Source organism: Acinetobacter sp. FDAARGOS_558, from assembly GCF_003937785.1.
Classification (GTDB): domain Bacteria; phylum Pseudomonadota; class Gammaproteobacteria; order Pseudomonadales; family Moraxellaceae; genus Acinetobacter; species Acinetobacter baumannii.
The window spans coordinates 3,509,412-3,525,907 of sequence record NZ_RKJH01000001.1; the positions used below are offsets into that span (position 1 = coordinate 3,509,412).

Below are 16,496 nucleotides of genomic sequence, written 5' to 3' on the forward strand. Positions count from 1 at the left end.
AGTTCTTAGTCTCTAGAGCCTAATGGTTACTACACATAAGACCTTATTAAGTATTACCTATTGATGGGCACATATTCTTTATAACTCTTGATAAGTAAAAAAATTATGTAGGCTAAAAATAAAACTATTTAAAAAGAAATCTTTATCTATTTAAATATGAATATTTAATATTTTTAATTCAATCCCTATTGCTAGTGCTTAAATATTATGCCAATATGAAGTTGGAGATATTTCCGAATAGATATTTCCTATTTCAGGTCTAAGCGTTTTTTTCGCTAAGCCCATTTCTGAATAAAAATAGGAAGTGGGCTTTTTTATTTTTAAATATTTCAGTATTATCAGTGTGTTGCTTTAAGTAACACTAAACCTTATTGATCAGCGCAAATATCAAAAAAAGGGGGAGCTTGCCTACTAGGCAAGCTTTTTAAATTGATGATTTAAACACAATAATCCATTTTAAAGCTCAACAGAAAGATCAAATTTCCATAGCTTTTATTTGTACTAATTTATTGAATATAATCGTTTTTATAATTTTTAAAATTTTCTTAAACTAAAAATGGAAAATTTCTTGTTGCAACATTGTTATAATAGGGCTACCTTAAGAAAAATACTTTATAAAAATGAGGAGCTGCTGAAATGACACAGTATCTCATGTTTGCGGAAAATATTTATAACAAAATTAAAGATGAGGAATTGTTTTCACATGACTGTATTGAAAATATGAACTTACTTATGACATGTATACGCAGAGAAATTAAGGGAACAAAATTTAAATTAAAATATAATTTTATTGATTTTGTTGAATTGTTTAGTAAACAATTAGATGAATGTAAAGTAAAAATAGATGTGAGTTTGATTCCTCCTCATAATTCAGAAGGTGAGTATATTTTATGGTTAGCTGGATTTATCGAAAAAATTACAGAAGGTGGACCTAAACCACCTCCGCCTATAAAGAAATTTATTCCAGAGTATATGAGCTTCAAATCTGAATTAGATTTTTTACCCTTAAATGAGGAAAAAATTCAAAACGAAGGTAAAGAAATTACGGATTACTTTAATTCAAAGCTTTATAAGGCAACTTTTAAGAAGTAATACTATATTGCCTGTGAGTTTAGAGCCACCGCCTTAGGGCGGTTTTTTTATGGGTGAGAATAATGGATTCTACAGAATACTTTTGGCTTACTCGGAAAAAAGAACCTAAAACCAAGCCTAAATCCAGACCGCTACCTAAAGCGAAGCAAAAATATCTCGAGGCTGAGGCAACACTTAAGGAAGAGCTTGAGGATTTGGCGATTGGATTTGAAAGTAAGTTTCAGCCGATCCATACCAAACACTGGCGCTTTGATTTTCATATAGTGAAATTGCGTTTGCTCATTGAAATTGAGGGTGGGCCCTGGTCTGGTGGGCGTGGTGGAAAGCTGTCAAATAAAGCATGGAATCTTGATCGATATGATCTTGCTGAAGAGATGGGATACAAAATAGAGCGCTTTCATCCAGATTCTATTTTGTCGGGATATGTCATCAACTGGATAAAAAGTGAATTAGCGAGAATTGAAGATGGAGCAAATAAGACCATTTCCACCGACTGATTTTATTGATCAATCTGAAGAAGAGGAAGCAATTAGACTAACACCAGCACCAGATCTAAAAAAATGGGTTGTTGCTAATTACTTAACTATTGGTGGACCTCTTTATAACCCCGATCATGATCACATAGCTGAGCTGCTTCACGATAATGAAGAATTTTTAGCATTTGCTTGGGCCTCTTCTGCATATAAAAGCAAGCAAGCTATGGTGTTAGGCCAGTGCGAAAAAGTCATGTTCAATGTTGGTGGATGGCGTAAGGCCAGACAAGAGCAACAGATGCGAGACTGGTTCGGCTTTGTGCCAACATACTTAATAACTGTCGACGCTTCTTTCTGTGAGCGTGCAAACGATACAGAGTTCTGTTACTTACTTGAACATGAGCTTTACCACATTGGAGTGATGAGAGACGAGGACGGAGAAATTGTTTATAGCGATAGTTCTGGTCTTCCTAAGCACTATCTTGCAGGTCATGACGTTGAAGAGTTTATTGGCGTAGTTAAACGTTATGGACCAAGCAAAAATGTTAAGCGACTTATTGAAGTCGCAAAAAATCCGCCGTTTGTTTCGAATCTTGATATTTCAAAATGCTGCGGAAACTGTGTAATCAATTGAGCCAAATGGCTCTTTTTTTTGCCCATTTTGTTATACGTAGTTATACGATGAGGAAGTTATGGCGACACTAAAAGAGCCTGTGAAAATCTTTATAGTTCAGTCTCTTGCTTGTCGTGATACACCTCAAGAAGTGGCTGAACTCGTAAAACAAGAGTTTGGCGTTGATATAGATCGTGTTCAAGTTGCAACTTATGACCCTACAAAGGTTGCTGGTAAGAACTTAAGCAAAAAGTATGTCGAACTATTTGAAAAAACCAGAGATGAGTTTGATAAAGGCTTAATTGATATTCCAATTGCTAATAAGTACTACCGATTGAAGCAATACCAAAGACAACTTGAGAAGACTAGAAACGTCAAAACAGCCTTAAAAATTCTTGAGCAAGCCGCTAAAGACATTGGTGGTCAATTTACTAATCGCCAAGAAATTACAGGCAAAGACGGCGGACCAGTCCAAACAGTTAATTCAGAAATTCCAGTTCCAATGGAAGATTACTTAAAAGCGCGGAGGGAAGTCTTAGATGAGTACTGATGCGGCTCGGGATAAAGCCATCCGGATCGAGGCGCAAGAAGATTTATATTTCTTCACAAGGTACATGTTTAAGGAGCGCCGTGGTTATAAATGGATGCAAAATTGGCACCACTTAGAAATCTGCGAAGCTTTAATGAAAGTTTATCGCGGAGAGATAAAGCGGTTAATTATTAACGTTCCACCACGATATTCTAAAACTGAAATTGCTGTAATTAATTTCATGGCTTGGTGTTTTGGTAAGAATCCAGACTGTGAGTTTATTCATATCAGTTACTCGGCAATGCTTGCCGCAAATAATGCCTTCCAAATACGAACTCTTGTACAAGAAGAGGCGTATAGAAAAGTCTTTCCTGAGCTTACATTGCGTGATGATAGTAAGGCTAAAGACTTCTGGAGAACTTCTCAAGGCGGTGTCTGCTATGCGACAGGTACAGGCGGTACGATTACTGGTTTTGGTGCAGGAAAACTTCGTAAAGGCTTTGGTGGCTGCATTATTATTGATGACCCACATAAAGCACATGAAGCTTCATCAAAAACTATTCGAGAAGGGGTAATTGATTGGTTTCAGAACACACTCGAATCGCGTACTAACTCGCCAGATACGCCGATCATTGTGATTATGCAGCGACTTCATGAAGATGATTTAGCTGGATGGTTGCTAGGTGATAGAAAAGACGGCGTTCCTGTAGCTGGTGGTAACGGTGAAGTGTGGGAGCATCTATGTCTTTCAGCTATTCAGGAAGACGGATCCGCACTGTGGCCAGCAAAACACAATATCCAAAAATTGAGGCTAATGGAGCAAGCAGCACCATATGTATTTGCCGGGCAGTACCGACAAATGCCATCACCGCCAGCAGGCGGTTTTTTTAAGCCCGACAATATTCAAATTGTTGATGCTTTGCCTGCGGATGTAGTGAAACAAGTTAGGGCTTGGGATTTTGGGGCTACCGAAAATGAGGGCGACTTTACAGTAGGTGTGCGAGAAGCTCTAGGCGCAGATGGTTTTACTTACATTGTCGATGTAACTAGAGGACAGCTTGGACCTGACAATGTGAATAAGCGCTTAGAACAAACAGCAAAAATAGATGGGAAAAAAGTTTCTGTGCGTCTACCACAAGATCCCGGTCAAGCTGGTAAATCACAAGCTAGTTCATTTGTGAAGCTTCTTGCGGGTTATAGCGTGATAGCTAAGCCAATTTCAGGTGACAAGCTTACACGTGCACAACCATTTGCGGCCCAAGTTAACGTAGGAAATGTACGAATGCTCAAAGGTGAATGGAATAAGGATTTTATTGATGAGCTTCGTCATTTTCCTAATGGCACACATGACGACCAAGTGGATGCAGCTTCAGATGCGTTTAATGAATTACATGAAGGTTTTGAAGCCTTCTTTGCTGATATGGGATTTGCTCGATGAGTGATGTAACTTTTCAACATGCTGAATATGTTAAGAACTTGCCATACTGGCAAAAACTTGATGATGTTTGTGAAGGTGAAGATGCAGTTAAGGCTAAAGGTGAAAAATATTTGCCGATGCCAAATGCACATGATAAATCACCTGCAAATAAAAGCGCTTATGAGGCTTATCTTACCCGTGCAGTCTTTTATGAAGTAACAGGGACTACATTAAATAGTTTAGTTGGTGCAGCTTTTGCAACCGATCCAAGTTTTAAATTTCCTCCGGAACTTGCTCATTTAGAACGTAATGCAAATGGTGCTGGTTTAAGTACTTATCAATTGGCTCAAAATGGAATTCGCCATTTATTGAAGCATTATCGTTGTGCTTTATATGTAGATTATCCTGATGTGCCGCCAGCTCGTAATCTAGCGGAATTTAAAGCACAAAAAGCCTATCCGATGATTCATTTACTAAATGCCCTTGATGTAGTGAATTGGGATTCAGTAATGATCGATAACCAGAAAAAACTTTGTCTCGTAGTTATCCGTGAATTTAGGTCTGAGCGCGGTGCTGATGGATTTAGTAAAACCGAACAAGAGCAATATCGTGTACTTCGTTTAGAGCAAGAGGGTAATGGGGAATATATTTATTCCGTTCAGGTGTATACAAAGGGTGAAAAGGGTAACTGGGTTGGCGGAGATAAGAAGTTTCCAACAGATTACAACGGGAATTTCTGGACCTATATACCTTTTACATTTGTAGGTGCAATTGATAATTCAGAAGAGATTAAAAAGCCTCCATTACTTCCTTTGGCTAATCTCAATTTAGCCCATTACAGAGACAGTGCGGACTTTCAAGAGTCCGTTTTTTATATGGGGCAACCTCAATATTATGCGAAGGGTGTTAATTGGGAGTGGTATGACCAAGCCAAGAAACGTGGCATCTACATTGGAGCGAAAGTACTTTTGCCTTTACCTGAAAATGGTGGTCTAGGTATTGTTCAAGCTGATCCTAATACGCTTGCCCGGGAAGCCATGAAAGACAAGTGGGAAAAAATGAAGGAGATGGGGGCACGTTTAATCGAGAAGGGTTCTGGAAGCAAAAAGACTGCTACAGAGGCAAATAGTGATGACGCCGTTCAGCATTCAGTTCTTTCGCTCTGTGTCGTTAATATGAATGAAGCCTTGTCAGCAGCATTACGATGGGCTGCTAAGTTTGTAACGCCTAATGTGGATGTTCTAACTAAAGATGATTTGATGTTCGAAATCAGTCAAGAATTTAACAAACAGGGTTATTTAGCTGAGTTAGCTCGACAGTTATTTGAAGCAGCTCTACAAGGCCGATCTTCATTTAAATCATGGTGGGAATACAACCAAACAGGTATGTTCCCTAAACAAAAATATGAAGAAGAGCTTCAGAATGTTGAAGCAGAGCAAGATGGGACTTTAAATCAAAAGGTAGAGTGAGATGGCAACAGATATCAAAAAACTATTTGAAGCACTCACTCAGCACCAGGCCTATCTTTATCGTGCTTCATCAAAAACGGTAAATGAGTTATTGGCTTTATTCAATGATGATACGAGCAAGATGCTATCTAAGCTTCGGGATTTATTGGATGAGCTTAATGAGTCGGAGAAAGTTGCTTTAGCTGGTGGTAAATATACAACTTCAAATTTAAGGGAAATTAGGGATTTGATTGCCCAATGGTTTGCCAGTGTTAATTTAGCATTACCTGAAGCTTTTGCCGTTTCTGCTACGGCGCTGGCTGTTTATGAGGCCAATTACGTAGCTAAGCTCTATGGAGCAAAAATTAATAAGCCTGATGGGGAAAAACTATTCTTATCCGCTAAAAAAGTTCCGTTGGCAGGCGGAGCTCTTGTTGATGAACTTTTATCAAGAATTGCAGAAAGTGCTCGCCAAAAAGTTGAATATGCAATTCGAGATGGTATTAATTCAGGCAAAACTAACCAAGAAATTGTTCAGCGTATTCGTGGTACCAAACGGCTTAACTATGAAGATGGGATCTTAAATGGTACCAAAACTGATATTGAGCGAACGGTAAGAACTGTGCGAAGTCATGTAGCTAATCAAGCCTATCTAAATAGCTTCAACCAAATTGGCTTTGAATATGTCCGATTTGTTAGCGTTTTAGATGGACGAACTTCTAAGCTTTGCGCTTCATTAGATGGTTCAGTGTGGGAAATAAATGATCCGGCAAAGCGAGTGCCGCCGTTACATCCTAACTGTCGCAGTATCTTGGTTCCGGTCGAGAAGGACGGTCAACTTGTTGGCGAACGGCCATTTGTAATGGACGAACGTAGAGTTAAAGACATCCCCAAAGAAGAGCGAAGCCAGTTAATAGGACAGTTAGATGCAAACACCACATTCAAAGAGTTCTTTAAGAAAACAGATGATTTCTTTCAAAGGGAGTGGCTAGGGCCAAAGCGCTTTAAGCTCTATAAAGATGGGAAATTTGATTTTGATAAGTTCTTTGATCCTGAAGGCCGTTTCTATAGCTTAGATGATTTGAGAAAGTTGGATGAAAAAGCTTTTAAAAAGTTGGGTCTGTAATTTTTCTTATGTTATATTTTTTAAAACATCAGAATTTATACAATATGAAAACAATAGCTTTTGTATGTCTAACCCTAATTTCCATCACTTGTTTAGCTGAACCAAGTCAAAAATATCTTAAAGAATATGATCGATTGTCTGAAGCTTTGGAGTCAGCAATGGCAAATGCATATTCTTTTGATCCTGCAACTGGTCAAGTAAAACAGGCTACTCAAGGTTTAGAAGCTAAAAATAATTTATGTAGAGCTGCCCAGGCGAAACTAAACCTCACCACGTTTTTAAAAGACAATTTAGAGGAATCTAAAGAGCTTTATAAATCTATTGATGGTGCAGAGACTCTAGATAAAAATTATCTTAGTGGACAACAGCAGGAACAACAAAATCTCGTTTCAAATTTGAAAAAAGACCTTGTTGGAACTGGATTTAACTGTGAGTAATTATTGCCGATTACAGGTAATTCTAAACTCACTTAAGACACAATTTTCACCTATATAAGCGCCCAAATGGCGCTTTTGTCATTTATGGAGTTTGGCTTATGAGTGAATCAAAAGTTAGACATTTGGTACTTAAAAGAGTTTCAGATAAATCTTCTCATCTTGCTCTTTGTGACGAGGAAACAGGTATTCCATTAGCTGGATTAACCGCTGTAAAAATGAATTGTAGTGTTTTTGAGGGTCCAGCGACTATCACGGCAACATTTGATGTAGGTGGTCCTCAAGGCATCCGCTTAGTTGGTGATGAACCTAGACAAAAGGTTTGGAGTGCAAAGGAAACGTAGCGAAAGGCACTACAAATGCCTGAAAAGCAAATCAATATGTCAGATGCTCAATATATTCTGAGCACAAAATGAATTCTGGTGCCATTTCTTCAAATTAAGGTTTCAAGCCATGGCAATTTATGGTTTTACTTTTGAAAGATTAAAAGCAATTGCACTCATCAAATAGAACTTAATTTTTAACCATAGCACCTTCGGGTGCTTTTTTTGCGAGAAGAAAATGCCAAGCCCTATTATCCAATATTTCCAATATGAACATTTACCTGAACATTTGCAGCAAGTTAGTAAGCCAATTGGTGATTTAGCTCGGCAAATGGATGAGCAACTTCCTGACGGGCCTGAAAAATCCACAGGATTAAGAAAGCTACTTGAAGCAAAAGATGCATTTGTACGCCAAGCTTTAAGTAAATAATCATTTATAGAAATGAAGCGTCCTAAAGGGCGCTTTTTTATTGCCTGCCGAAAGCGGATGCTAACGGCGAATCCGGGCGGATGCCCATTTTGTATATATAGGTTGGATGACCAATGAAACTTAAAACAGTAACAATCGACGGTAAAGTTTATGCGGAAGTAGACGGTGATAAGCCGATCTATATTCATGATGACGGCAAAGAAATGCCACATGATGCACCACACTCGGTAGCAACAATTGCACGCTTAAACAATGAAGCTAAAACACATCGTGAAGCCAAAGAAGCAGCCGAAAAAGCATTAAAAGCTTTTGAAGGAATTGAAGACCCAGCGGCAGCTAAAAAGGCATTACAAACAATCCAAAATCTCGATGATAAAAAGCTGGTGGATGCCGGTGAAGTTGAGAAAGTTAAAGCTGAAGCTATCAAAGCAGTTGAGGAAAAATATGCCCCGATTGTTGCGCAACGTGATGCTCTAGAAGCCTCTTTACATAAAGAACTTATCGGCGGTGGTTTTGCTCGTTCTAAGTACATTCAAGACAACATTGCAGTACCTGTGGACATGGTTCAGGCAACCTTTGGTCATCACTTCAAAATCGAAGAAGGCAAGGTGGTTGCATATGATCCGAACGGCGAAAAGATTTATTCACGTGTCCGCCCGGGTGAACTTGCAAATGTTGATGAAGCTTTAGAGTCATTGGTTGGTGGATACCAGCATAAAGACTTAATTCTTAAAGGTGGTAAAGGAACTGGTGGCGGTTTTCAAGGTGGGGGCAAAGGTGGAGCACCTACTGGAATGAAACGCAGTGAAATGTCTGTTTCTCAGAAAGCAGATTACATCAAAGAACATGGCAATGATGCCTTCCTAAAACTACCGAACTAATCATTAAATATTTGGAGATAAGTAGTTATGACTACGACAGTTAATTCAGACATGATCATCTATAATCAATTGGCTCAAACTGCTTATTTAGAGCGTTTGCAAGATAATTTGAATGTATTTAACCAAGCCTCTAATGGTGCAATTGTTTATCGCAATGAGATCATTGAAGGTGATTTCAATAAAGAAGCATTCTACAAAGTGGGCGGTAGCATCAAACATCGTGATGTGAATTCAACCGCCAAAGTAGTTCCAGAGAAAATTGGTTCTGGTGAGTCTGTAGGCGTAAAAGTCCCATATAAATATGGTCCTTATGCATCAACTGAAGAGGCATTTAAGCGCCGTGCTCGTACACCAGAAGAATTTGCTATGGTTGTTGGTTACGATCTTGCAGATGCATTGGTTGCAGGCCGATTAGAGTACAGTTTAGCTTCTTTAAAAGCTGCTATTTCTAGCAATCCAGACATGGTTGCAAAAGGTAGTATCGTTGTTGATGGCCGCAAAGCATTGACTCGTGGTATGCGAAAGTTTGGTGATAAGTTTGGCCGCATTGGCTTATGGGTGATGAACTCAGATACATATTTCGATATTGTCGATGATGCAATCACTAAGCAAATTTATGGTGAATCTGAAATCGTTATCTACGGTGGTTTACCGGGAACCTTAGGAAAGCCGGTCTTGGTGACGGACGCTGTAGGTGATAACGATGCTTTTGGTTTGCAGTATGGCGCTGTCACTGTAACTGAATCACAAGTACCGGGCTTCCGAGCTTATGACATCAATGATGAAGAAAACTTAGCAATCGGTATGCGTGCTGAAGGTGCATTTAACTTAGATATTCTTGGTTATAGTTGGGATACATCGAAAGGTGAAAATCCTGACCTTACATTACTTGGTTCAAGCGCTAACTGGATCAAATATGCAACCAGCAACAAAATGACAGCAGGTACCTTACTTGATTTATCGGGTACAGCGACAACTGGTTAAAACCTAAAAATTAAAACCTAAGGGGGCTAATAAGCCCTCTTTTTTATTATTAAGAGAAAAGCGCCATGAAGATTATCTATACACGCATTGCAGCAGCGGCTGCATTAGAGACAGGCATTATTGCTAACCCTGACTATTATGAAAACCCAAATTTGAAAGCAAAAGAGGTAATTATTTACGGTAATTATCCAAAGATTCAAAAGGATTATGAATCTTTGGAAGTTCCAGTTGAAGTTCGTAAGTTGGAAGTGCCACAAAAAACGACTTTGGCCACAGTAAATGTCGCAGTGGGAATTACCCCTGAACTTCAAGCTGTGATGGATGATGCAAAAGCTGAATGTGAAAAGGTAGTTGAAGAAAACACTCAGCTTAAGCAGAAAATTGCCATCTTAGAGCAGGCCGGTGGTAACCAGTCAGAGTTGTTATCTGAAAATTCACGATTAAAAGATGCAGCAGTCTTAGCAGATAAAGCTCTCAAAGATGCTGAAGCTCAAGTGGTCGGTATAAAAACTGAATTTGAAGCTTTTAAAAATGATATTCCTGCAATGCAGGCACGTATTGCTGAATTGGAAGCTGGAAAAGCGGCAGAAAACCCAGCTACAGAAACGGCAGCTAATGATTTTGAAAACTGGTCAAATGATCAATTAAAAGAGTATTTGGCTAGTAAAAACATTGGTTACAAGCCGTCTGCAACAAAAGCAGAACTTCTTAAATTAATCCCGAAGGAATAATGCAATGAGCTTTATTACTGTAGATGACGCAAATTCAATTTTGGGCAGCGATTTTGCACCAGACAGTGATAAGGCTCGTCTGGTGAAGCTGGCAAATGTGTGGATGAAAAACAGAATTGGTTTTGTACCAGATCCAATTGATCCACTTCTTAAGGACGCGGCTTGTGAAATTATCAAAGGAATTCTGGCCAAAGTAATTTATAACGGCAAAGAGCAGCAGTTGAAGCGTAAGAAAGTTAAGGCTGATTCTGTTGAGTCAGAAAAAGAATTTCAAGACGGATCTGAAGCAATCTCTAGCTTTGAACAGATAGCAATTGATTTTATTGATTCACTTGATTTGAAAGATCCAAATGCAAGTTTTAATGGCTTTGGCATACCACTTTACAGGGCATGATATGGGCTTACGTGACGAAATTCAGGCAGACATTGCTGAAGCATTTAATGATGATTTAGCAGATGCCATTCATACCTTTACATGTGAGCGGATCTCTAAAACGAATTGGGATCCTAAAACTGAAACTTATGTTGAAGTTAAAGAAAACTATTCTGGCCGTGGCGTTCTGTTTGGCTCATACAGTCAATATGAGATCCAAACACTTGGAGTACTGGCCACGGATAAAAAGGCAACCGTGCTTCAAAATGAAGTAACTATGACTCCAAAAATTGAAGATGAATGGTTAACTGCCTTAGGCTCATTCCGGGTAATTAATATTCAACAGGATCCAGCTAATACTATTTGGAAATGTCAGCTTCGAAAAGTGTAGGGGCTAAAATGGTTAATCCTGATTATGTTCCTGAATGGTATATCTCGCCTTTTCAACATGTGCAGTACACGCTTGCTCGAAATCAACTACACATGGATTTGTTATTTGAAGATATGGATAAGGCCGATCAATTTTTGGATATGGGAGCGGATGCGCAAGTTAGTACTTTTTCTGATGGTGCATATGCAATCGTCCAAATTGGTGATACGGCGGATAAAGACCGAATTCAAGTTTATGGATTGCTTTTACATGAAGCTGTTCATGTCTGGCAAAAGATTAAAAAGCTCATGGGTGAACGAGAACCGAGCTCTGAGTTTGAAGCTTATTCAATTCAGGCGATCGCTCAAGACCTTTTTAAAATGTATGAAGAAAGCGAGGTGAATGATGGGATGGAAGGGGAAAAAGCCAACTGAATTTAGTTTTGATGTGTCTAAAGCAGCAGAAGACCAGGTGAAGCATATTGTTATGGATACTGTGCAATCCTTAGTTAATTTAAGTCCTGTTGATACTGGAGCATACCGTGCTTCACATATTGTTTCGGTTGGATCTGCTGATTTCGGCGTGCGTGAACCTGAAACAAACCCTATTAACGACGCAGCGATTCAGGCAATGAAGATTAAGTTAGGTAATTTGGTTTATATCCAGAACAATAAAGCTTATGGACCGCGCTTAGAAAACGGCTGGTCTGATCAAGCACCACAAGGTATTTATGGCCTCACGTTTAACTTTATTTCTCAAAAGTACGGTGGCTAAAATGGCAATGACTTTAGAGCAGACAAGGCAAGCTATTATTGATCGCATGCAAAGCTTTACGGGTATTGCTCAAGAACGGATTCAGTATCCAAATGCACCTGACTTTACTGTTCCAACAAAAGGTGTATGGTGCCGTTTAACGATTGCAGGTGGCCCGAGTTTTACCTCAGGCATTGCAGATAAGCCATGTACACGCCGTACCGGTAATATCATGATCCAATGCTTTGACCGATTACATACTGGAGAGAAGGCCGTAACGGTTCTAAGCGATGCATTGCTGGCTCATTTTGAATATTTCACAATCGAACACTTAGAATGTTTGAATGGCCAATCTATTTATGCGGGTAAAGATGCTGATTTCATTCAGTATAATGTGAGCATTGGGTACAAGGTGAATTGATATGTCATGTATGCTGACTTTAGAAGAAATCGAAATTAAACGGCAAGAACTGGAACGGCATCTTGAAGATGTTATGTCTGTTGAGTTGAGCAAATGGCAATCTGAAAACAAGCTATGTGTTTCTGATGTGAATATACGCTTGGCTAATGTTGTTAGTCTCGGAGGGCCTAAACATAACGTTGTTACTGGAGTAAGTGTCGATTTAGATAATGAGCTTTGAGTTCAAGAAAAAGCTACTGCAAGGCGATTATTTTTAATGACCTCAGCATATTATCATTTGTGATTACATTCTGTTACAGTAATGGAAATTTATAACAAATGGTAAAACATGAAAAAATCAACTTTAGGCTGGGGTGCCGCAGGATTAGTAGCTTTAGGGATTTTTGGTTCAGGCAATGATAACTCTCCAAAACAAACTTCAGACTCAGAAAATGCGCAGAGTGCAGTAGAGGAAGTTATCGAATCAAAATATATCAACACTAATTCTTTAAATATTAGAGATAAACCAAACGGTCAAGTAGTAGGAAAGTTAGGACGTGGGGAAAAAGTTGATATTTATGAGATGAAAGGAAACTGGGCACGTATTTCCTTAAATTCCTCATCACCTCAGTGGTTATCAACAAAGCTATTATGTGAAACGGATGGCTGTTTTAAACAAAAGTCTCGATCAACCACGTCAAATAATTATCAGGCCTTAAAATCTCATCCTCATCATTCTGAAAGAAAACAGAAAAAAACCTACTACGATAGTGATTGTTCATGTGCTGTGGTGGATTATTGCGTGGGTCCTAGAGGTGGGCACTACTGTATTACGAGTGGAGGAAACAAGAGATATAAACCTAGATATTAATTAATTTGAATTATGAGACCTCCATTTTGAGAGGTACTTTATGTCTTAATCACTACCACCTCATCGGTGGTTTTTTTATGTCTATAGGAATCACTTATGAGCAATTTTGTATTTAAGCGTGGTGACACTTTCAACTTAAATCTTCAGCTAGTTGATATGGATGAAGCCCTGCAATATCCACCAGATGATGTGCGCCGTGCAATTGATCTTACAGGTTATACCTTCACTTCACAGGTTAAAGCTCTGGCTGATGGTGCTACTGTGGCCACATTAACTTGTACTGCATTAAGCCAAAGCACACAGAAAGGGTGGCTGAACATTAAATCTAGTGCAAGCACTGCAACTTGGCCTTTAGGGCTGTGTCAGATGGATATTAAAGCTGTAGTTAGTGGCACTACACAGCACACTGAAACTTTGACTTTCCAAGTGATTGACGGAGTAACAGCATAATGGCAAATCTTGTTTTTAAATTTAGTTGGGATCATCGGCCATTCCCATATAACGCCTCACAGGGCAAGCGGCAGTTTATGTTGCCATTTGCGTCAGGTATTCCCAATCTGGCACCCAACTTTTCTCAAGTAGTTGGTACTGCAGCTATCTCTCAAGGTGGAACGGGGGCAACTACGGCAGCGGGTGCACGAGCTAACCTAGGTGCAGCGGCAAGTGGTGTAAATAGTGATATTAGTGAGCTTAAGGGACTCACAACCCCTTTATCAATTTCTCAGGGAGGATTAGGAGCTAATAATGCACAGACAGCTAGAATGAATTTGGGATTAGGAACTGCTGCCATACTCACATCAACAACAAGTCAATATGATCCTACGCCGGGACGAGCACTAAGAGTCGGTGATTGGGGGATGGGGGCTGAAGGTTCTCGTGTATCTGATATGGTTGCTCCTCTTAATAATGGTTTTTTTCGAACAGATGACACTTTAACAAATGATACTGGTAATAGTATTGGTCCTTATGGTTTCTTTTTACACTGTACCCGACGCTCAATGGGTGTATATACAGATGGAAGCCATTCATTTCAGCTTGGGAAAGCAGCGTCATATTCTGTACTGAAATATCGATTTAATAATAGTGGTACTTGGTCTAATTGGTTTAATTTATTAACTGCACAAAATACTACAACTGATGGAAATGGTTTTATTAAAGCAGCATCACCTATTGTCAAGTTGTTTAATGATCATATTGAACTCAATGACGAAGCTGAAAGGCAACCAATCACTTTCGATAAGTTGGGTACTGGTGATTACTTAGTGAAAGGCTCATTAGGTTTTGCACAGGAAGGTTGGTATATCGAAGTACCTAAGGATGCCAACGGTAATACGGTAGTAGCAGTTGAATATTCAACCTTAGAAAATGGTGATCTTTCTATTAAAACTTATAAACGTAAGTTTGATGTGGAAAAGGCAGCCATTGTAGCTGATCTCGAAAATCCACTTGATATTCCAGAAGGCCGCTGGATTGATATCCGTCTGCATGAAGAACCTGAACCAGAGCCTGAAGAGCCGTTGAGTGAAACACCAGTGGATTTCCAGCCGACTAACTTATCTCAGGCAGTTGCTGCAGCCATGAATGGCGTGGAACCGCCAGAAATCTCAGAAACAGACGAAACACTTTAATAACCCGCTTAAACAGCGGGTTTTTTATTGCCTAAATTTTGGAGAACCATAAATGAGTTCAGGCGCAAAAATTCGATTATATGCTTGTGAGGAAGCAGTTTTAGGAACAACTCCTGCAAATCCAGTCTGGTACACCGTTCGCCGTGTTACTGATAGTTTGACTGAAAATGTTACTACTGAAGATAGCAGTGAAGTAGTTGATTCACGTTTTCGCCAAGGCGCTGTTGTAACGGAAGCCGAAGTAACTGGTCAACTAGAGTTTGAATTATCACTAGGTACCTTTGACTTATTCTTAAATGTTCTCGCTTTCAATAACTGGGCTGCAAATGCTTTAAGTTTTGGTGGTGGAGTACGTAAGTCTCTTACCTTGGTAAAAGTCTTTGAAGATATTGGTCAAGTCTTTATTTATCGTGGTATTCAAGTGAATACAGGTGAAATGACGATCCAGACCACAGGCAAAATCACTGGTAACTTTGGTTTAGTAGGTAGCTCATTTACGCGACAGCAGGTTAATCCTGTTACAAATCCTATTCCAGCATCGACTCGCCCTCTGGTGAGTATGCCAAATGTTGAAAAGCTACTTATTAATGGTCAATCAATTCAGGGTAAAGCTTGTCTGCAGACACTTACCATCAACTTTAGTAATAATCTGGAAGCGATCCGTTGTATCGGTTCTGGTAAGTACACGCCTGAGTTTTACTTAGAGAAAATGATGGATATTGGCGTAAATGCTAATTTCATGTTTTCAGCAACATCTGCTTCTTGGATTGATGCTATTAAAACCCGTGATGTATTTACATTGACCTTCGATATTACAGATACCAAAGGCAGTAAGTACTCGTTTAACTTCCCGCAACTTGAAGTTAAGGAAGCAAATCACCCTGATGGTGGTGGCGATGACATTATTACAATAGATATCAATTTTGCCCAAGTGCGTACCAGTCCAACGATTGTACGTGCTCTTGTGTAATCAACTTATTCAGTAACAAAGCCTATGGAAACCCATGGGCTTTTTTATTTCTAAAAATTAGAGGTTGTTATGGCTTTAAAAGTCGGAATTATTAAAAGCTCAGACGTATCAAAATGGTGTGAATACAAGGGTGCTGATGGCGATGTACAGGCTGAGTTCAAAGTCCGTGGTATCGCTTATAAGCCTTTTCAGGTAGCTATTGAACGGGCAGGAAACCAGATCTCGTCTAAAGGCTATGATGTGATGGTCAAAGATGAAGATGCCAAGCTTTACCACGAGCTTTTAATGGATGCATGCGCGGCCCACTTAATCGAAGACTGGAAAGGTGTGGTATTTGCCGAAATCGTAGACGGTAAAACTGTTGAGTCCGAAAAGCCATATACACCTGAGAATGCCTCAAAGCTTCTTAATCTTGGTGATATTGGTATTTCAATCTGGCTATTCATTAAAGAACAGGCCCAGAAGATTCAGGAAGACGCAGACAAGGACAAGGCTTTAATTCTGGGAAAGTCATGGAGCTCTACAAATACCAAAAAACGTATGCGTCGAAAACGCCGCACGAAATCGAGCAAATCAAGTTCTTAGGCGGCCGTATTCCGGATCCGCCAGAATATTCGTATGCGGCTGATTCAATTCTTTCGGCATTTAGC

Annotated in this window: 24 protein-coding genes; all 24 read left to right on the plus strand. The window is 39.4% G+C overall.

Annotated elements, in window-relative coordinates; all coding sequences use genetic code 11:
- Positions 1-636 precede the first annotated feature (636 nt).
- Positions 637-1,092, plus strand: a complete 456-nt coding sequence (locus EGT34_RS16975; protein WP_000195754.1) for a hypothetical protein — start codon at positions 637-639, stop codon at positions 1,090-1,092.
- 62 nt (positions 1,093-1,154) lie between these two features.
- Positions 1,155-1,589 carry a hypothetical protein gene (locus tag EGT34_RS16980; protein ID WP_000378505.1) on the plus strand — a complete coding sequence of 145 codons (435 nt, stop codon included), beginning with the start codon at positions 1,155-1,157 and terminating at the stop codon, positions 1,587-1,589.
- Entirely contained in the window at positions 1,558-2,199 is a 642-nt protein-coding gene (locus EGT34_RS16985) for a putative metallopeptidase (protein ID WP_060454540.1), read from the plus strand. The genes EGT34_RS16980 and EGT34_RS16985 overlap by 32 nt, the downstream gene beginning before the upstream one ends.
- Positions 2,200-2,257: 58 nt before the next feature.
- Entirely contained in the window at positions 2,258-2,728 is a 471-nt protein-coding gene (locus EGT34_RS16990) for a DUF2280 domain-containing protein (protein WP_000212566.1), read from the plus strand.
- The gene (gene terL / locus EGT34_RS16995) at positions 2,718-4,145 is read left to right on the plus strand and encodes a phage terminase large subunit (protein WP_000102080.1); all 1,428 of its coding nucleotides are present in this window, start codon (positions 2,718-2,720) and stop codon (positions 4,143-4,145) included. Before EGT34_RS16990 ends, terL begins: the two co-directional genes overlap by 11 nt.
- Entirely contained in the window at positions 4,142-5,593 is a 1,452-nt protein-coding gene (locus EGT34_RS17000) for a DUF4055 domain-containing protein (protein WP_060454539.1), read from the plus strand. Before terL ends, EGT34_RS17000 begins: the two co-directional genes overlap by 4 nt.
- 1 nt (position 5,594) lies before the next feature.
- Complete coding sequence (locus tag EGT34_RS17005) at positions 5,595-6,698, plus strand: minor capsid protein (protein ID WP_060454538.1); 1,104 nt, start codon at positions 5,595-5,597, stop codon at positions 6,696-6,698.
- Positions 6,699-6,706: 8 nt separating this feature from the next.
- Positions 6,707-7,135, plus strand: coding sequence for a hypothetical protein (locus tag EGT34_RS17010; protein ID WP_000965231.1), 429 nt, complete (start codon positions 6,707-6,709; stop codon positions 7,133-7,135).
- 98 nt (positions 7,136-7,233) lie between these two features.
- Positions 7,234-7,476, plus strand: coding sequence for a hypothetical protein (locus EGT34_RS17015; RefSeq protein WP_000004363.1), 243 nt, complete (start codon positions 7,234-7,236; stop codon positions 7,474-7,476).
- Between the two features lie 217 nt (positions 7,477-7,693).
- On the plus strand, positions 7,694-7,885 hold the full coding sequence (locus EGT34_RS17020; protein WP_001139861.1) for a hypothetical protein: 192 nt from the start codon (positions 7,694-7,696) through the stop codon (positions 7,883-7,885).
- 113 nt (positions 7,886-7,998) lie between these two features.
- Positions 7,999-8,766: a DUF6651 domain-containing protein gene (locus EGT34_RS17025; RefSeq protein ID WP_000770049.1), complete on the plus strand. Its 768-nt coding sequence runs from the start codon at positions 7,999-8,001 to the stop codon at positions 8,764-8,766.
- Positions 8,767-8,793: 27 nt separating this feature from the next.
- Positions 8,794-9,750: a major capsid protein gene (locus EGT34_RS17030; RefSeq protein WP_000214198.1), complete on the plus strand. Its 957-nt coding sequence runs from the start codon at positions 8,794-8,796 to the stop codon at positions 9,748-9,750.
- Between the two features lie 65 nt (positions 9,751-9,815).
- The gene (locus EGT34_RS17035; RefSeq protein ID WP_000692540.1) at positions 9,816-10,481 is read left to right on the plus strand and encodes an Ish1 domain-containing protein; all 666 of its coding nucleotides are present in this window, start codon (positions 9,816-9,818) and stop codon (positions 10,479-10,481) included.
- A gap of 4 nt (positions 10,482-10,485) precedes the next feature.
- On the plus strand, positions 10,486-10,875 hold the full coding sequence (locus EGT34_RS17040; RefSeq protein ID WP_000008496.1) for a hypothetical protein: 390 nt from the start codon (positions 10,486-10,488) through the stop codon (positions 10,873-10,875).
- Position 10,876: 1 nt separating this feature from the next.
- Positions 10,877-11,245: a hypothetical protein gene (locus tag EGT34_RS17045; RefSeq protein WP_000524213.1), complete on the plus strand. Its 369-nt coding sequence runs from the start codon at positions 10,877-10,879 to the stop codon at positions 11,243-11,245.
- A gap of 8 nt (positions 11,246-11,253) precedes the next feature.
- Positions 11,254-11,658 carry a hypothetical protein gene (locus EGT34_RS17050; RefSeq protein WP_000247952.1) on the plus strand — a complete coding sequence of 135 codons (405 nt, stop codon included), beginning with the start codon at positions 11,254-11,256 and terminating at the stop codon, positions 11,656-11,658.
- On the plus strand, positions 11,630-11,998 hold the full coding sequence (locus tag EGT34_RS17055) for a hypothetical protein (protein WP_000539748.1): 369 nt from the start codon (positions 11,630-11,632) through the stop codon (positions 11,996-11,998). The genes EGT34_RS17050 and EGT34_RS17055 overlap by 29 nt, the downstream gene beginning before the upstream one ends.
- Entirely contained in the window at positions 11,955-12,398 is a 444-nt protein-coding gene (locus EGT34_RS17060) for a phage tail terminator-like protein (protein ID WP_002016455.1), read from the plus strand. The genes EGT34_RS17055 and EGT34_RS17060 overlap by 44 nt, the downstream gene beginning before the upstream one ends.
- A gap of 1 nt (position 12,399) precedes the next feature.
- A complete protein-coding gene (locus tag EGT34_RS17065) occupies positions 12,400-12,618 on the plus strand; it encodes a hypothetical protein (RefSeq protein WP_001277696.1) in 219 nt (72 codons plus the stop codon).
- 108 nt (positions 12,619-12,726) lie between these two features.
- Entirely contained in the window at positions 12,727-13,248 is a 522-nt protein-coding gene (locus EGT34_RS17070; RefSeq protein WP_000749909.1) for an SH3 domain-containing protein, read from the plus strand.
- A gap of 96 nt (positions 13,249-13,344) precedes the next feature.
- A complete protein-coding gene (locus EGT34_RS17075) occupies positions 13,345-13,698 on the plus strand; it encodes a hypothetical protein (RefSeq protein WP_000064593.1) in 354 nt (117 codons plus the stop codon).
- Positions 13,698-14,876 (plus strand): phage tail protein, encoded by a 1,179-nt coding sequence (locus EGT34_RS17080; protein ID WP_106451095.1) that lies wholly within the window; start codon positions 13,698-13,700, stop codon positions 14,874-14,876. The genes EGT34_RS17075 and EGT34_RS17080 overlap by 1 nt, the downstream gene beginning before the upstream one ends.
- 52 nt (positions 14,877-14,928) lie before the next feature.
- The gene (locus EGT34_RS17085) at positions 14,929-15,846 is read left to right on the plus strand and encodes a phage tail tube protein (RefSeq protein ID WP_000094278.1); all 918 of its coding nucleotides are present in this window, start codon (positions 14,929-14,931) and stop codon (positions 15,844-15,846) included.
- Positions 15,847-15,915: 69 nt separating this feature from the next.
- Positions 15,916-16,431 carry a hypothetical protein gene (locus tag EGT34_RS17090; RefSeq protein WP_001185585.1) on the plus strand — a complete coding sequence of 172 codons (516 nt, stop codon included), beginning with the start codon at positions 15,916-15,918 and terminating at the stop codon, positions 16,429-16,431.
- The last annotated feature ends 65 nt before the right edge of the window (positions 16,432-16,496 follow it).

Excerpts from the sequence above, each read along its gene's own strand:
- EGT34_RS16975 (WP_000195754.1), top strand. The coding sequence starts at position 637 with ATGACACAGTATCTCATGTTTGCGGAAAATATTTATAACAAAATTAAA.
- EGT34_RS16980 (WP_000378505.1), top strand. The coding sequence starts at position 1,155 with ATGGATTCTACAGAATACTTTTGGCTTACTCGGAAAAAAGAACCTAAA.
- EGT34_RS16985 (WP_060454540.1), top strand. The coding sequence starts at position 1,558 with ATGGAGCAAATAAGACCATTTCCACCGACTGATTTTATTGATCAATCT.
- EGT34_RS16990 (WP_000212566.1), top strand. The coding sequence starts at position 2,258 with ATGGCGACACTAAAAGAGCCTGTGAAAATCTTTATAGTTCAGTCTCTT.
- terL (WP_000102080.1), top strand. The coding sequence starts at position 2,718 with ATGAGTACTGATGCGGCTCGGGATAAAGCCATCCGGATCGAGGCGCAA.
- EGT34_RS17000 (WP_060454539.1), top strand. The coding sequence starts at position 4,142 with ATGAGTGATGTAACTTTTCAACATGCTGAATATGTTAAGAACTTGCCA.
- EGT34_RS17005 (WP_060454538.1), top strand. The coding sequence starts at position 5,595 with ATGGCAACAGATATCAAAAAACTATTTGAAGCACTCACTCAGCACCAG.
- EGT34_RS17010 (WP_000965231.1), top strand. The coding sequence starts at position 6,707 with ATGTTATATTTTTTAAAACATCAGAATTTATACAATATGAAAACAATA.
- EGT34_RS17015 (WP_000004363.1), top strand. The coding sequence starts at position 7,234 with ATGAGTGAATCAAAAGTTAGACATTTGGTACTTAAAAGAGTTTCAGAT.
- EGT34_RS17020 (WP_001139861.1), top strand. The coding sequence starts at position 7,694 with ATGCCAAGCCCTATTATCCAATATTTCCAATATGAACATTTACCTGAA.
- EGT34_RS17025 (WP_000770049.1), top strand. The coding sequence starts at position 7,999 with ATGAAACTTAAAACAGTAACAATCGACGGTAAAGTTTATGCGGAAGTA.
- EGT34_RS17030 (WP_000214198.1), top strand. The coding sequence starts at position 8,794 with ATGACTACGACAGTTAATTCAGACATGATCATCTATAATCAATTGGCT.
- EGT34_RS17035 (WP_000692540.1), top strand. The coding sequence starts at position 9,816 with ATGAAGATTATCTATACACGCATTGCAGCAGCGGCTGCATTAGAGACA.
- EGT34_RS17040 (WP_000008496.1), top strand. The coding sequence starts at position 10,486 with ATGAGCTTTATTACTGTAGATGACGCAAATTCAATTTTGGGCAGCGAT.
- EGT34_RS17045 (WP_000524213.1), top strand. The coding sequence starts at position 10,877 with ATGGGCTTACGTGACGAAATTCAGGCAGACATTGCTGAAGCATTTAAT.
- EGT34_RS17050 (WP_000247952.1), top strand. The coding sequence starts at position 11,254 with ATGGTTAATCCTGATTATGTTCCTGAATGGTATATCTCGCCTTTTCAA.
- EGT34_RS17055 (WP_000539748.1), top strand. The coding sequence starts at position 11,630 with ATGGGATGGAAGGGGAAAAAGCCAACTGAATTTAGTTTTGATGTGTCT.
- EGT34_RS17060 (WP_002016455.1), top strand. The coding sequence starts at position 11,955 with ATGGCCTCACGTTTAACTTTATTTCTCAAAAGTACGGTGGCTAAAATG.
- EGT34_RS17065 (WP_001277696.1), top strand. The coding sequence starts at position 12,400 with ATGTCATGTATGCTGACTTTAGAAGAAATCGAAATTAAACGGCAAGAA.
- EGT34_RS17070 (WP_000749909.1), top strand. The coding sequence starts at position 12,727 with ATGAAAAAATCAACTTTAGGCTGGGGTGCCGCAGGATTAGTAGCTTTA.
- EGT34_RS17075 (WP_000064593.1), top strand. The coding sequence starts at position 13,345 with ATGAGCAATTTTGTATTTAAGCGTGGTGACACTTTCAACTTAAATCTT.
- EGT34_RS17080 (WP_106451095.1), top strand. The coding sequence starts at position 13,698 with ATGGCAAATCTTGTTTTTAAATTTAGTTGGGATCATCGGCCATTCCCA.
- EGT34_RS17085 (WP_000094278.1), top strand. The coding sequence starts at position 14,929 with ATGAGTTCAGGCGCAAAAATTCGATTATATGCTTGTGAGGAAGCAGTT.
- EGT34_RS17090 (WP_001185585.1), top strand. The coding sequence starts at position 15,916 with ATGGCTTTAAAAGTCGGAATTATTAAAAGCTCAGACGTATCAAAATGG.